Below are 12,853 nucleotides of genomic sequence, written 5' to 3'. Positions count from 1 at the left end.
GACAGAGAGTGGTGGATAAAGTCGCTGGTGCGAGCGGCCGAGAGGCCGTTGAACGGCAGCCGTCACGGGGGCGATGGGCATGACGGAGCGGCTTCTGCTGGATGTGGACGAAGACGGCCGGGTAAGCGTGTCCGCCTGGCGGGCCGGTGAGACGCTTCCCAACCGCGTGGGTGATCCGGCCCCGCTGGTGTGGCCGCTGGACGGGCCGGCGCTGGAGGAGTTGCGCTGGTACCTGGAGGACTACCTGCGGGCACCGTTCGGCGTGTACGGGGAGCGCGGGCCACGGGTGGAGGCCCAGTTCCCGAAGTGGGGCGCCCAGGTCTTCGAAGCGGTGTTCGGTTCCGGTCCGGCGCGCGATGCGTACACACGGGCGCGGGCACGGGGTGGCCGGGTCGAGATCGTAGTCCGGTCGGGCACGGCCCAGCACTTGGGTCTGCCGTGGGAACTGATGGCCGATCCGGAGCGGCCGACACCCATCGCGCTCGACGACCAGGTGGTGGTGTCCCGCAGCCTGCCGACCGCGGCGCTGGGTGATGTGTTCACGGTCGGAGGCTCCCGGCTGCGCGTGTTGATGGTCATCTCACGGCCGTCCGGTACCGCCGACGTGGGCTACCAGATGATCGCCCGACCGTTGCTGCGCCGTTTGGAGGCGGTGCGGGGGCAGGTGGACCTGGTGGTGCTGCGGCCACCGACGCTGGAGCACCTGGAGAAGACGCTCGAAGAGGCACGGGAGGCGGGGGAACCGTTCCAGATCGTGCACTTCGACGGGCATGGGGTGTTCGGGCAGGCGCCGGGTGGTGGGGGCGGTTGGCCGTCGTCGGTCATGTTCAATGGGCCCGGCCCGCAGGGAATGCTGGCGTTCGAGAAGGCGACGGGCGGCTCCGACCTGGTACCCGCCGGGCGCGTGGCGCAGGTGCTGAAGAAATCCCAGGTGCCGGTGGTGGTGCTCAACGCCTGCCAGTCGGCCGTGCTGGGCTCACAACTCGAAGCGGCCGTCGCGACACGGTTGCTGCAGGAGGGCGCCGGCGCGGTGGTGGCGATGGCGTACAGCGTGTACGCGGTCGCGGCGGCGGAGTTCATGACGGCGTTCTACGAGCGGTTGTTCGCCGGGGATCTGTTGTCGGCGGCGGTGTCGGCGGGGCGCCAGCGCCTGGACCGGCATCCGCTTCGCCCCTCTCCGAAGGGGTTGATGCCGCTGGCGGACTGGGTGGTGCCGGTCGTTTATACACGGACTGACGTGCACTTTGCCGGGTTGCGCACCAGTCGCGGTCAACAGGAGTCGTTGGACGAGCTGTTGGACCGGATGCGGGAGCAGCCTGCTGTCGAAGACGCCGAGGCCGGGGAGGCGGACCCGGAATCCGCGCTGGCGGCCGTGGGTGAGTTCACCGGCCGCGACGCGTTGCTCTACACGCTGGACACGGCGGCCCGGCTGAACCGAGTCGTCGTCCTGCACGGGCCAGGAGGAACGGGCAAGACCGAGCTGGCCAAGGCGTTCGGGCGGTGGTGGCGGGACACGGGCGCGCTGGACGATGTGCGCGGGGTGATCTGGCACTCGTTTGAGCCCGGCGTGGCGAGCTTCGGCCTGGATGGGGTGATCAACGCCGTCGGACTGGGTCTGTTCGGTGCGCAGTTCGCCCTCTTGGACCAGGAAAGGCGCCAAGGCCTCGTGGAGAAGACACTTGTCACTCATCGACTACTGCTGCCGAGTAGCCGAGGGGAATCTCACCCCTCGGCTCTCACAGAACCGTGCGTAACAGTCGCCCGTTACACGGCTCTTGCCGTTCTGATCAGCAGGCCAGTACGGCATCCGTCGTCAGGCGCCAGTGCGCGAACATACGGGGGTATCGCTGAGCGATCTCCACGAGTTTCGCAAGGGCCTTCCGTCTGCCCGCGAGCCGCTTGTACTTCTGGCGGATCCAACGCACCAGGTAGGCGTTGATGCGCATCGCGAAGGTGCGCAACTCCCACGGCCGGAAGCGGCTGTAGTAGTTGAGCCAGCCCGCCACCACAGGGTTGGTCCTGCGGGCGAGCTCGTTGAAGGAAAGGTCCGAGCGGGTGTGCAGGTGCCAGGAGCGCACCTCCCGGCTCATCCTCGTCAGGGCGTCCTTGCTGACCGCCGGGTCGAACGACAGGAACTGCCTGCCGTGCCGGTTCCGGCTTCGCCTGGCGCGGAAGGTGTATCCGAGGAAGGTGAACGCGGTGTGCTCGTAGGAGCGTCGGCGTTTGCCGTTCTGGCAGTACACAATCCGGGTCTTGGCCGGGTGCAGTTGCAGCCCGACCTCGGCCATCCTGCCCGTGAGCGCGGCCAGCACCCGCTGGGCCTCGCGCTCGGAGACGCAGTGCAGCACCGCATCGTCCGCATAGCGCTCGAACCAGACGGCCGGGAACTCCCGGGCCATCCACATGTCGAACGCGTAGTGCAGGAACAGGTTCGCCAATACGGGAGAAACCGGAGCCCCCTGTGGGGTCCCTCGCTCCCGCTCCAGCAGGGAGCCGTCGGGCATGGCGAGCGGGGCCGCAAGCCACCGCCGCACATACAACTTCACCCAAACGGCGTCAGTGTGCGCCTCCACCGCCTTGACCAGCAGGTCCCAGGGCACACTGTCGAAGAACTTGGCGATGTCGAACTCCACCACCCAGTCCCGCTTCCAGCAGCGCTCCCGGCATTTCCCCACCGCGTCCAAGGCGGACCGCCCGGGCCGGTATCCGAAGCTGTCCGGATGGAAAATGGGCTCCACCCTTCGCATCAGGTGCCGGGCCACTACGGTCTGCGCCACTCGGTCGGCGACAGCGGGAATGCCGAGCATTCTCGTGCCGCCGCCGTGCGGCTTGGGAATGGCCACCGCACGCACCGGCGGTGGAAAGTAAGAGCCCGACGACATCCGGTTCCAAGACCTTGAACAGATTATTCTTCAGGTCCTTCTCGAAGTCGTCGATACTCTGCCCATCCACTCCTGGTGCGCCTCTGTTCACCCTGACTTCCTCCCACGCCTCCTTGACTTCCCACTTCGAAATATCAAACGGCTTGGCCTGCGACTTCAACTGGCCCATCGAACTCCTCCCGGACACCGTCCGGTTGATGCGATCAACTCAGTCACGAACGACCCGGCCCCTTCGCTCCACCCCCATTACAGGGGCTTCATCACTACTACGAGCCGGTCCGCCGGCAGGCCCCGCATCGGTACTCGACCCCTCGCGGTGTCCGCCGCTTGGGGCACTCCCTCTCGCCCGCCGCCACGCGGCGGACAGTGTCGGGGCCTGCCTTCTCCTGTTCCATGCGGAAGCCGCAGACCGGGCTCACGTCGCCTACATGCCGGACACCACCTGGCCAATAAACGGGCACCCGCCAGGCTCATCCCGGAGCCCAGATCATGCCCCGGTTTCGATGTCATCTGTTTGTCTTTCGACACATCAGCAGCGATTCACTTGCGTTCGTCTTCCCGGTCCCCACCTGACGCCTCTTACAACGCCTTTTCCTCATCGCTCACCACGACGGTCTTCAACCCAACGCAGCATGAGGCGGTTTGAAGTCTCCCCCCGCAGGGCGACTCCGAAGGGCCACAAATCCTTCATCTTCCGCACAGCACCATTTTCGGAAGCTGTTCCTACAACCAACTCCCTTTCATGTTCAGGACACAAGATCTGGGACAACTTCGAATCCGTCCACACCCTGCCCGATCCCACCCACGCCACCCAGCCCTTGACCGAACCCGAGCGCGAGGAACTGCGCGGCTTCCTTGACCACATCGCGACGAAGGGCAAAAGCGCGATCATCGTGACCAGCCGTACCCCGGAGACCTGGCTCGGCGTCGAGCGACGGCGGATCGAGGTGGGCGGCTTGGAGACCGATGAGGCCAACGAGTACGCGGACCAGCTGCTGTCCTCCTACCCGGACACCAAGCAGCGCCGGGAGTCGAAGGCGTTCGGCGAGCTGATGCAGTGGCTCGACGGACACCCGCTCAGCATGCGGCTGATCCTGCCTCGTCTGGACAGCACCGGGCCGCGGGAACTGCTGGCCAGCCTCCGGGGCACTACGCCGTTGGCGGACACCGAAGGCAGCGACCGCACCACATCGTTGTCCGCCAGCATCGCCTATTCCTTCACGCACCTGTCGGCCGCGGACCAGCACGCTCTTACCGTGGTCAGCCTCTTCCATGGAGTTGTTGATGCTGACGTGTTGGGCCAATTCTCGACACTTCCCGATGTTCCGGAGTGGTATCAGGGCCGCACCTCCTCCGAGTGGGCGCAGGTTTTGGAGCGGGCGACGGAGGTGGGGCTGCTGACATCTCTGGGCGCGGGTATGTACCGCATTCATCCGGCCCTGCCCTCCTATCTGACCTCTCTCTGGCAGACCCTGGCCCTTGGCCGCCACCAAGAGCTGCGCAGAGCTGCCGAACTCGCCCTCCTCGACGCATACGCCTCCTTCGGCGGATGGCTACTCCAGCAGATTCAGAGCGGGGACGCCCAGTTGGCCATGGTGGTGATCCACCTCCAACGGAGGACTCTGGGGAGCCTGCTTGGTTACGCGCTCGACCACAGCCTGTGGGACCAGGCACAGGACATTGCCCAGCCGCTGGAGGAGTACTGGGACGCGCGAGGATTCGTGGAGGAGGCTCGTGCATGGGTCAACCGCACGCGAGTGGCCGTGGAAGACTCCGATGGCAACGCGCCCGACCTGAACTCCTCCGCCGGCGCACTGTGGCTGTTCCTAACGGGCTCTCAAGCGAACCGGCAAGTCACGGCCGGCCAACTCGGCCAAGCCGAACGCACATACAGAAACATCCTGCACGCCCTGCAGCTACAACCGGCTGCCTCGGAGCAGCGCAGCCGTCTTGCCGTCACCTACCACCAGCTCGGCGTGGTCGCCCAAGAACGAGGCCGACTCGACGAAGCCGAAGACTGGTACCGCCAATCCCTCACCATCAACGAAGACCTCGGCAACCGACCCGGCATGGCCAGCACCTACCACCAACTCGGCAGGGTCGCCCAAGAACGAGGCCGACTCGACGAAGCCGAAGACTGGTACCGCCAATCCCTCACCATCAACGAAGACCTCGGCGACCGACCCGGCATGGCCGTCATCTACCACCAGCTCGGCAGGGTCGCCCAAGAACGAGGCCGACTGGACAAAGCCGAAGACTGGTACCGCCAATCCCTCACCATCAACGAAGACCTCGGCAGCCGACCCGGCATGGCCGTCATCTACCACCAGCTCGGCAGGGTCGCCCAAGAACGAGGCCGACTCGACGAAGCCGAAGACTGGTACCGCCAATCCCTCACCATCAAGGAAGACCTCGGCAGCCGACCCGGCATGGCCGGCACCTACCACCAACTCGGCATGGTCGCCCAAGAACGAGGCCGACTCGACGAAGCCGAAGACTGGTACCGCCAATCCCTCACCATCAACGAAGACCTCGACAACCGGCCCGACATGGCCAGCACCTACGGGCAACTCGGTCTTCTGGCCGGGAACCGGCAGCAACCGGGGGAGGCTCTCAAGTGGATGGTCCAATGCGTCACCCAGTTTGAGCAGTTCCCACATCCTCTGACCGGCCCCGGCCCCGCCCATCTCAAGCGCCTGACCAATTCCCTGGGAATAGGCGCCCTCGAACAGACCTGGCAGTCAGTCACCGGCAGCCCCCTTCCCTCGCCCGTACGCGACTTCGTCCTCGCAGAAGACCCACCCGCCACCGACTGAGCACCGCAAGGAGATCACCCATGGCCGACCCGGTCGAACTCGGCGCCCGCGCCGCGGCGAAGCGGCTGATCACGCCGCATGCCCCGGCGCTCACCACGGACGTGGAAGTCGCCCTCCACACCCGCGACACCACCACCCGCCCCGACCAGTACGTCGACCCCATCTCCCTCGGCGCTCTCATCGTGAGCATCGCCAGTCTCACCTGGACCGTCTACAACGACCTCAGGAAGAGCAACCCCACGCCACCACCCGAGGCAGTCACCCGCCGCGTCCGTGTGCAGCTCGACCGGCTCGACACGCCCCAGGCGGGGGTCAGCCCGGCAGAGCGCGAGCGCTGCATCGACATCACCATCGAGGAGACGCTCAACAGCGCCCAGAACGGCGACGGGTCGACCTGATCAGCGGCCTCGCCGTGAGTGTTTTCGTCCGCCTCGGCCACGACGAAACGCTCGGCCGCTCACACCTGCACCCGCTTCCGACACAGGCAGTTCGCCGATGCGGGCCTCGGTGTTGCCGGTACTCGGGCAGACCCAGACCGCGTCCCCCTCTTCCACCTGTTCCACGGTCGCGGCCAGCGGGTGCGTGTCCAGGTGGCTCGGGCACCGGGGCCAGACCGCCGGTTCGCCCTGCCCCCACAGGGCCTCCACCGCCCACTCCTGAACCTGGTCCGCGACGTGGGCGAGCAGCATGGCGGGCCTGCCGTCCGGCTCCGCGTACACGCCCTGGCCGGAGCCGTCGGGGGCGTAGAGCATGACCCCGCGAAACTCGTCGTCGTCCTTGCGGAGGTCCGGCTGTACGGGGCATTGCGCACGCAGGTCTCGCAGGACGGTTTTCAGGGCGTACGTGAACTCCTCGTCGTCGTCCACGGTCAGGGACGGTTCGCCCGGAGGTGGTGGAGGAGGGCGGCGAGGCCGGTAGGGGTGGCGGAGAGTATTCGGGCGGGGTCATCGCTTTCACGGAGGAGCAACAAGCCGTCTCCGGGGGCGAGTTCAACGCACTCGTTGCCGTCTCCGCCACCGGAGAATGAGGACTTCTGCCACTGGATCACGGCTCACAGCTCCTTCGTCAGTCGGCTGATGTAGTCCCGAGACCGGGCAGCCGTCAGCGCTGCCGACTCCACCCTACGGAAGAGCGTTCGCATGGCCAGTAGTCGAGCAGAGGCGTCCAGGAACATCGAGCCGTACGGGGCGTCCCGCTGCACGGTGTCCAGCGCCGGTACTCGCCCACCGGCGTAAAGCATCATCGCGCCCGCCCCGGCAAACCCATCGGCGTCGAACGGGATCACCCGCACGCTTACGTTCGACCGCTCCGACTGGCTCAGCAACTCGTCGAGTTGAGCACGGGCACCCCGGCGATCGGCAACGCGCGTACGCAGTACGGACTCATGGAGCACCGCCTCGTAGGGGACTCCGGAGAGGATCTGCCGACGGCGCATCCGGTGCTCCACACGCAACTCCACCTCGTTCTCAGGCAGTTCCGGCACCACATACGCGAACACCGCCCGCGCGTACTCCTCGGTCTGAAGCAGTCCGGGCACGTGGACGGTGCCGACCACCCGCATGAAGGTGGCGTGGTGTTCCAGCTCCGCCAAGTCCTGGAAGACGGCGGGCAGCACACCTCGGTACTCCTCCCACCAACCGCGCGTACGGTCTGTCGCCATCTCCACCAGGGCGTCGATCAACTCCGTGTCGGAGCAGTCGTACTGCACTCCGAGCTTGCGCACGCGCTCTCCGCTGACTCCCGCGTTGCCCGCTTCGATCTGACTCATCTGAGCCGGGTTGGTCCCCAGCAACGCGGCCGCCTGCCGGGAGGTCAGCCCCGCCGCCTCCCGCAGTTTCCGCAGCTCAGCACCGAGGCGTACTTGCCGAGCGGTCGGCTGAATCCTCGCGGGCACACTGCCCCCACTTCCTGAACGACAGGGTCCTCAGACGGGGTTGAACGTCCCCGATCGGGTGTCAGGTTACGCGAACGACTTGCCTGGGCGAAACATTTGGCCCTACCGTCGGTGACGCGACGCACACGCTGCGGAACCCCGGGACCCCGGAAGCGCACCGCCCCGCCATGCCACGACGGGAGCGACACAGCCACCGCCCGACGACCGCACCCCTCCCTCCCTGACCAGGAGTTCGTCATGCCCGCACCCGCATCCGAAGACCCGTTCGGCGAACCATGGCAGTACACCCTCTCCCTGCCCAACGACCCCCGGGCCGTCACGATCTGTCGCCGCACCCTCCGCCTGATCCTCACCCTCCACGGCCTGCCCCACCTCACGGAGGTGGCCGAGCTGGTCGCGACGGAGCTCGTGGCCAACGCCGTACAGCACACGAAGGGCCCGGCGGCCATAAGGCTTCGCTGGGTGGCGCCGGTCCTCCGTATCGGCGTATGGGACACGGACCCCAGACCTCCCGCACCCCCAGCCCTGGCGGCCATGCCGAACCCGGCCCTCGAATCGGGCCGCGGCCTCACCCTCGTGGAGGAGTGCGCGGACAAGTGGGGTTGGTACTCCCTGGGCGCCGCGGCCCAACTACCGCACACCAACGGCAAGTTCGTGTGGTGCGAACTGGCCCAGACGGCGTGAACGCCCCGCTCACCCCGACAAACGACTATCGGCGCGTACTTCTGTAGATGGCATCTACGTAGATTCAATCTACGTACTCAGGTGTCGCCTCACCGAGTCCGGACGGGATCTCGTTACGGGGTCTCGTTACGTCCGGACGTGATCTCTTTGGTGCCGGCGTTGGCCCGAGGGCGAGGCAATGCCCAGAGCCGTGCGGGCCGCGCGGACATGGTGCATGCCCTCCAGGGCGGTGCGGGTCACCACCGCGTACTCGGCGGGGGTGCGGGCGGTGGCCAACTGGTGGCGGGCGGTGCGGTGGCGTTCGGCGGCGGCCGAGAGTTCGCGGGCCGCGGTCCGGTCGGCCCGCGCGCCGGCGGTGAAGGCGGACAGGCTGCCGCCCAGCCGGACCACCCAGCGGTTGGCCTCGGCCTCCGCGTCCAGGTCGGACATGGCGCCCCCGCCGTTCGACCGCCGCTGTACGACGACCGCGGCCACCGCCCCGACGATCAGCAGCAGTGCGAGCAGCACGGCGAATCCCATGATGTCCTCCGGTGGTCTCTCCTCCGGCGCTGCCGGTCTCCTGCGGGAGGTTCTCGTCCCGCACCACCCATCAGACTCCCTGCCGCTGTGCGTCTCCGACGAGAATCCTGTGCGCCACCTGATCAGATGCCCACGAATTGCCGATCCATGACCGCCGAGCGAGCAGGGCGGGCCCAGGGTCCCACTCCCCGGGACCGCCCTGCGGTCAGCGCCGAACCGGGCTACGAGGCCGAGGCCGAGGCCGACGCGGACGCCGACGCGCCCGGCTGCACCGCGTCGTCCGTGCCCTCATGGGTCGCGTCCGGGTCGACGCCCATGGTGATGGTGCCGAGGACGCCCTTGGCGATGCCGTTCTTCTTGTACTTGAGCTTGAGGAGACCACCGGCCGTGCCGGACTGGTCGTAGATGGTGTCCTCGGTGAGCGTCGTGCGCTCGGTCGTCGACGTGGAGTACGGCTCGACCTCCGCCGAGGCGAGCACCGACTCCTCGTCGAAGAAGAACTGGCCGGTGTGGCAGGTGTTCCCGCCCTCGTAGCCGGCGTCCGTCCAGGTGCCGCTGACGTGCACCTTGGTGTGGATGTGGACGCAGCGGCCCCGGTACCAGCCCGGGAAGACCGTCTTGAAGGTGACGAAGCCCTGCTTGTCCGTCTTCCACGTGCCGCGCAAGTAGCGCTTGTCGTCGGTCGGCTCCTCGTGGCCGCCACCGCCGCCACCCGCGGGCGGGGAGCCGGTCGGCGTGCCGGACGGGACATCGGTGGGCGTTCCGCTGGGCGGCGTGCCCCCGCCGCCGCCGGAGGAGAGGTCCTCGTACCCGGAGTACAGGCCCAGCGCGTCACAGTGCCAGATGTCGACGGCGGCGTTTCTGATGGGCTTGCAGGTCTCGTTGTCGATCACCTTGAGGCGCAGGGTCAGCGGGATGCCCTCCCGGTCCTCGGTGATGTCCTGGCGGAGCTTGTCCGCGTCGATGTAGTACGGGCCCTCGGTGGTCTCCGACGTGAGCTTGTAGCACGTCTCCGAAGAGGTGGAGGAGGCGGTCGGCGAGGCGCTCTTCTTCGTCTGGCCGGCGTTCGCGGTCGCGGCGATCGTGCCGCCCACGCCCACCGCGGCCACCGCCGCGCCACCTGCCACGACGACCTTGCGACGCGTCACGTTCCGCTTGTGTTTCGGACCCTGGGCTGTTTGGTTTCCTTGGATTCCCGTCATGGACAGGGAAGTTAGGTAAGAAGACTGTCAAGGGCGTGGGCACGGACTGTGGGTTGCTGTGTCCATGAAGAACGTGGCGCGAATCGATCGCAGACCTACCTCTCACGACCGTGGCTCTACCTCCCACGACCGTGGCCCTACCTCCCACGACCGTGGCCCTACCTCCCACGACCGTGGCCCTGCGACTCACGACCGGAGCCCCGCAGCTCAGCGGCTGCCGCGGGTCTCGGCCGCGCGGCGCGACAGGTCACGTACCAGGGCGGCCCGGTCCACGCGCCCGAGCGCTTCGGCGAGCCGGGTCAGGAGTTCGTCGGCCGTCTCCTCCCGCTCGGCTCCGGTCCCCGACAGGGTCGCGTGGTCCGGGATGCGTGCGAGGCAGGCGCGTACGGCCAGTTCGACCGTGTCCCGCAGCCGGGGCTCCCTGATCGCGACGGTGACGTGCACGGACTCCGTGTCGAGGGTGCGGGTGTGGTGGACGATGCCCTCGGGCAGATACAGCACCTGGCCGGGCCGCAGGTCGACGGTCCGGGCGCTCGCCAGGTCCTCGACGTATCCGGGGCTCCAGTCGGCCGCGTCGCGCGGGGTGTCGTACAGATACCAGCGCTTGATCCCGGAGATCTGCACCACGAACAGGTGGCCGTCGTCGCGGTGGACGCGCAGGCCGTCCTCCCCCGCCCGCGTCCAGAACTCCACGGCTCCGGCTTTGGCCGAGAACAGCTGTGCCAGGCGGCGGCACTGGACGACGACGAAGCCGGCCGACGCGAGCGGCGCCGCCTCAGCAAGGAGTCCCGGCGCATGAACCTCCAGGTACGCATACACCGCTACACCCGAGGCAGCGACGACGAGGGCCCGGTACCGGGCGACCTGCGACTCCCGCCCCGCCCGGACCCCGAGGACGATCACGAGCCTGGCTGAGCAGGCAAGTCCCGGCGCGCCCCTAAAGTGGCGCGGGGAACTGCGCGCCCAGCCACAACGGCCCCGCAGACAAAGCGAGACCTCCCAGCGGAGCGCCCTGCGGGCCCGACCCGAGAGCCGGACCCGCAAACCGAACCTGAGAGCGGGGCCCGCAGGGCCCTACTTCGGCTGAGGCTTGCGCACCGAAAGGTGCAGTTCCCGCAGTCGCGTCTCGTCCAGCTCCGTCGGCGCGCCCATCATCAGGTCCTGCGCGTTGCCGTTCAGCGGGAACGCGATGGTCTCCCGGATGTTCGGCTCGTCGGCGAGGAGCATCACGATGCGGTCGACGCCCGGGGCGATGCCGCCGTGCGGCGGGGCGCCGAAGCGGAAGGCGCGGAGCATGCCCGCGAACTGCTCCTCGACGGTCTCACGGTCGTAGCCCGCGATCTCGAAGGCCTTGAGCATGATGTCCGGCTCGTGGTTCCGGATGGCGCCGGAGGACAGCTCGACGCCGTTGCAGACGATGTCGTACTGCCAGCCCAGGATGTCCAGCGGGTCCTGGGTCTCCAGGGCCTCCAGACCGCCCTGCGGCATCGAGAACGGGTTGTGCGAGAAGTCGATCTTCCCGGTCTCCTCGTCCTTCTCGTACATCGGGAAGTCGACGATCCAGCAGAACCGGAAGACGCCGTCCTCGAAGTGCCCGGCGCGCTTGGCGGCCTCGACGCGGACCGCGCCCATGATCTTCGAGACCTCGTCGAACTCGCCCGCGCCGAAGAAGACCGCGTGGCCGGCCGCGAGCGACAGGCGCTTCGTCAGCTCGGCGACGTTCTCCTCGGTCAGGAACTTCGCGATCGGGCCCGTCAGCGAACCGTCCTCGGCCACCCGCACCCAGGCCAGGCCCTTCGCGCCCTGCGAGACCGCGTAGTCACCGAGCTGGTCGAAGAACTTGCGGGACTGCGCGGCCACGTCCGGCACCGGCAGGGCCCGTACGTGCTTGCCCGCGAAGGCCTTGAACTCCGAGCCCTCGAAGACGTCGGTGATGTCGACGAGCTCCAGCTGGGCCCGCAGATCCGGCTTGTCCGAGCCGTACTTCAGCATCGACTCGCGGAACGGGATGCGCGGGAACGGGGACGTCACGTGACGGCCCTTGCCGAACTCCTCGAACAGCTCGGTCATGAGCTTCTCGATGGGCTGGAACACGTCCTCCTGCTCGACGAAGGACATCTCCACGTCGAGCTGGTAGAACTCGCCCGGCGAACGGTCGGCGCGCGCGTCCTCGTCACGGAAGCAGGGCGCGATCTGGAAGTACCGGTCGAAGCCCGAGATCATCAGCAGCTGCTTGAACTGCTGCGGCGCCTGGGGGAGGGCGTAGAACTTGCCCGGGTTCAGGCGGGACGGGACCACGAAGTCGCGCGCGCCCTCGGGGGAGGTGGCGCTGAGGATCGGGGTCGCCATCTCGTTGAAGCCCAGCGCCGTCATCTTGTGACGGATGGCGGAGATGACCGACGTACGCAGCAGGATGTTGCGGTGCATGCGCTCGCGTCGCAGGTCGAGGAAGCGGTACTCCAGACGCCGCTCCTCGTTCACACCGTCCTCGGCGTTGATCGTGAAGGGCAGCGGGGCGGCCGCGCCGAGCAGCTCGACCTCGCCCACCTCGACCTCGATCTCGCCGGTCGGCAGCTCCGCGTTCACGTTCTCCGCGCCACGCGAGACGACCTTGCCGTCGATACGGACCGTGGACTCCTTGGAGAGCTTGTCCAGGGCCTCGTACGCGGGGGTACCGGGGCGGGCGACGAGCTGCGTGATGCCGTAGTGGTCGCGCAGATCGATGAAGAGGATGCCGCCCAGGTCTCGGCGATTGTGCAGCCAGCCGCTCAGCCGGACGTCGCTGCCGACGTCAGAGGCGCGGAGCTCGCCGCAGGTGTGGGACCTGTACCGATGCATCGTCGTTTCATCCAGTCT

At 67.7% G+C, this 12,853-nt stretch carries 11 protein-coding genes and 1 pseudogene; 4 read left to right on the top strand and 8 right to left on the bottom strand.

Annotation, left to right across the window (positions count from 1 at the left end; genetic code table 11):
- Positions 1-73 precede the first annotated feature (73 nt).
- Positions 74-1,147: pseudogene (locus QF035_RS26935) on the top strand (CHAT domain-containing protein); the annotation flags it as partial.
- Between the two features lie 640 nt (positions 1,148-1,787).
- Here the strand turns inward: QF035_RS26935 and ltrA are convergent.
- Positions 1,788-2,843 carry a group II intron reverse transcriptase/maturase gene (gene ltrA / locus QF035_RS26930; protein WP_307518095.1) on the bottom strand — a complete coding sequence of 352 codons (1,056 nt, stop codon included), beginning with the start codon at positions 2,841-2,843 and terminating at the stop codon, positions 1,788-1,790.
- 671 nt (positions 2,844-3,514) lie between these two features.
- Between ltrA and QF035_RS26925 the strand changes: the two genes are divergently transcribed.
- Together QF035_RS26925 and QF035_RS26920 are read left to right on the top strand one after the other, a co-directional pair.
- Positions 3,515-5,698: a tetratricopeptide repeat protein gene (locus tag QF035_RS26925; RefSeq protein ID WP_307523157.1), complete on the top strand. Its 2,184-nt coding sequence runs from the start codon at positions 3,515-3,517 to the stop codon at positions 5,696-5,698.
- Between the two features lie 20 nt (positions 5,699-5,718).
- Positions 5,719-6,096 carry a hypothetical protein gene (locus QF035_RS26920; protein WP_307523156.1) on the top strand — a complete coding sequence of 126 codons (378 nt, stop codon included), beginning with the start codon at positions 5,719-5,721 and terminating at the stop codon, positions 6,094-6,096.
- Here QF035_RS26920 and QF035_RS26915 read toward each other — a convergent pair whose 3' ends face one another.
- The 3 genes from QF035_RS26915 to QF035_RS26905 are packed head-to-tail and all read right to left on the bottom strand — an operon-like array spanning position 6,097 to position 7,592.
- Positions 6,097-6,564, bottom strand: a complete 468-nt coding sequence (locus tag QF035_RS26915) for a hypothetical protein (protein WP_307523155.1) — start codon at positions 6,562-6,564, stop codon at positions 6,097-6,099. It lies immediately after the preceding gene.
- A 2-nt stretch (positions 6,565-6,566) separates the two neighbouring features.
- On the bottom strand, positions 6,567-6,746 hold the full coding sequence (locus tag QF035_RS26910; protein WP_079053342.1) for a DUF397 domain-containing protein: 180 nt from the start codon (positions 6,744-6,746) through the stop codon (positions 6,567-6,569).
- Between the two features lie 3 nt (positions 6,747-6,749).
- On the bottom strand, positions 6,750-7,592 hold the full coding sequence (locus QF035_RS26905; RefSeq protein WP_307523154.1) for a helix-turn-helix domain-containing protein: 843 nt from the start codon (positions 7,590-7,592) through the stop codon (positions 6,750-6,752).
- 237 nt (positions 7,593-7,829) lie between these two features.
- On the opposite strand from QF035_RS26905, the gene QF035_RS26900 reads away from it, so the two are divergent.
- Complete coding sequence (locus QF035_RS26900; RefSeq protein WP_307523153.1) at positions 7,830-8,276, top strand: ATP-binding protein; 447 nt, start codon at positions 7,830-7,832, stop codon at positions 8,274-8,276.
- Positions 8,277-8,402: 126 nt separating this feature from the next.
- Here QF035_RS26900 and QF035_RS26895 read toward each other — a convergent pair whose 3' ends face one another.
- The 4 genes from QF035_RS26895 to aspS form a co-directional block, all read right to left on the bottom strand.
- Positions 8,403-8,795, bottom strand: a complete 393-nt coding sequence (locus QF035_RS26895) for a hypothetical protein (protein ID WP_307523152.1) — start codon at positions 8,793-8,795, stop codon at positions 8,403-8,405.
- A 221-nt stretch (positions 8,796-9,016) separates the two neighbouring features.
- Positions 9,017-9,997, bottom strand: a complete 981-nt coding sequence (locus QF035_RS26890) for an intradiol ring-cleavage dioxygenase (protein ID WP_307523151.1) — start codon at positions 9,995-9,997, stop codon at positions 9,017-9,019.
- Between the two features lie 207 nt (positions 9,998-10,204).
- A complete protein-coding gene (locus QF035_RS26885; RefSeq protein ID WP_307523150.1) occupies positions 10,205-10,900 on the bottom strand; it encodes a JmjC domain-containing protein in 696 nt (231 codons plus the stop codon).
- A gap of 171 nt (positions 10,901-11,071) precedes the next feature.
- A complete protein-coding gene (gene aspS, locus QF035_RS26880) occupies positions 11,072-12,835 on the bottom strand; it encodes an aspartate--tRNA ligase (protein ID WP_307523149.1) in 1,764 nt (587 codons plus the stop codon).
- Positions 12,836-12,853: the final 18 nt, after the last annotated feature.

The organism is Streptomyces umbrinus, assembly GCF_030817415.1.
Lineage (GTDB): Bacteria > Actinomycetota > Actinomycetes > Streptomycetales > Streptomycetaceae > Streptomyces > Streptomyces umbrinus_A.
This window is presented reverse-complemented; position numbering and strand designations above follow the sequence as displayed.

Excerpts from the sequence above, each read along its gene's own strand:
- aspS (WP_307523149.1), bottom strand. The coding sequence starts at position 12,835 with ATGCATCGGTACAGGTCCCACACCTGCGGCGAGCTCCGCGCCTCTGAC.
- QF035_RS26900 (WP_307523153.1), top strand. The coding sequence starts at position 7,830 with ATGCCCGCACCCGCATCCGAAGACCCGTTCGGCGAACCATGGCAGTAC.
- QF035_RS26925 (WP_307523157.1), top strand. The coding sequence starts at position 3,515 with ATGAGGCGGTTTGAAGTCTCCCCCCGCAGGGCGACTCCGAAGGGCCAC.
- QF035_RS26890 (WP_307523151.1), bottom strand. The coding sequence starts at position 9,997 with ATGACGGGAATCCAAGGAAACCAAACAGCCCAGGGTCCGAAACACAAG.
- QF035_RS26895 (WP_307523152.1), bottom strand. The coding sequence starts at position 8,795 with ATGGGATTCGCCGTGCTGCTCGCACTGCTGCTGATCGTCGGGGCGGTG.
- QF035_RS26920 (WP_307523156.1), top strand. The coding sequence starts at position 5,719 with ATGGCCGACCCGGTCGAACTCGGCGCCCGCGCCGCGGCGAAGCGGCTG.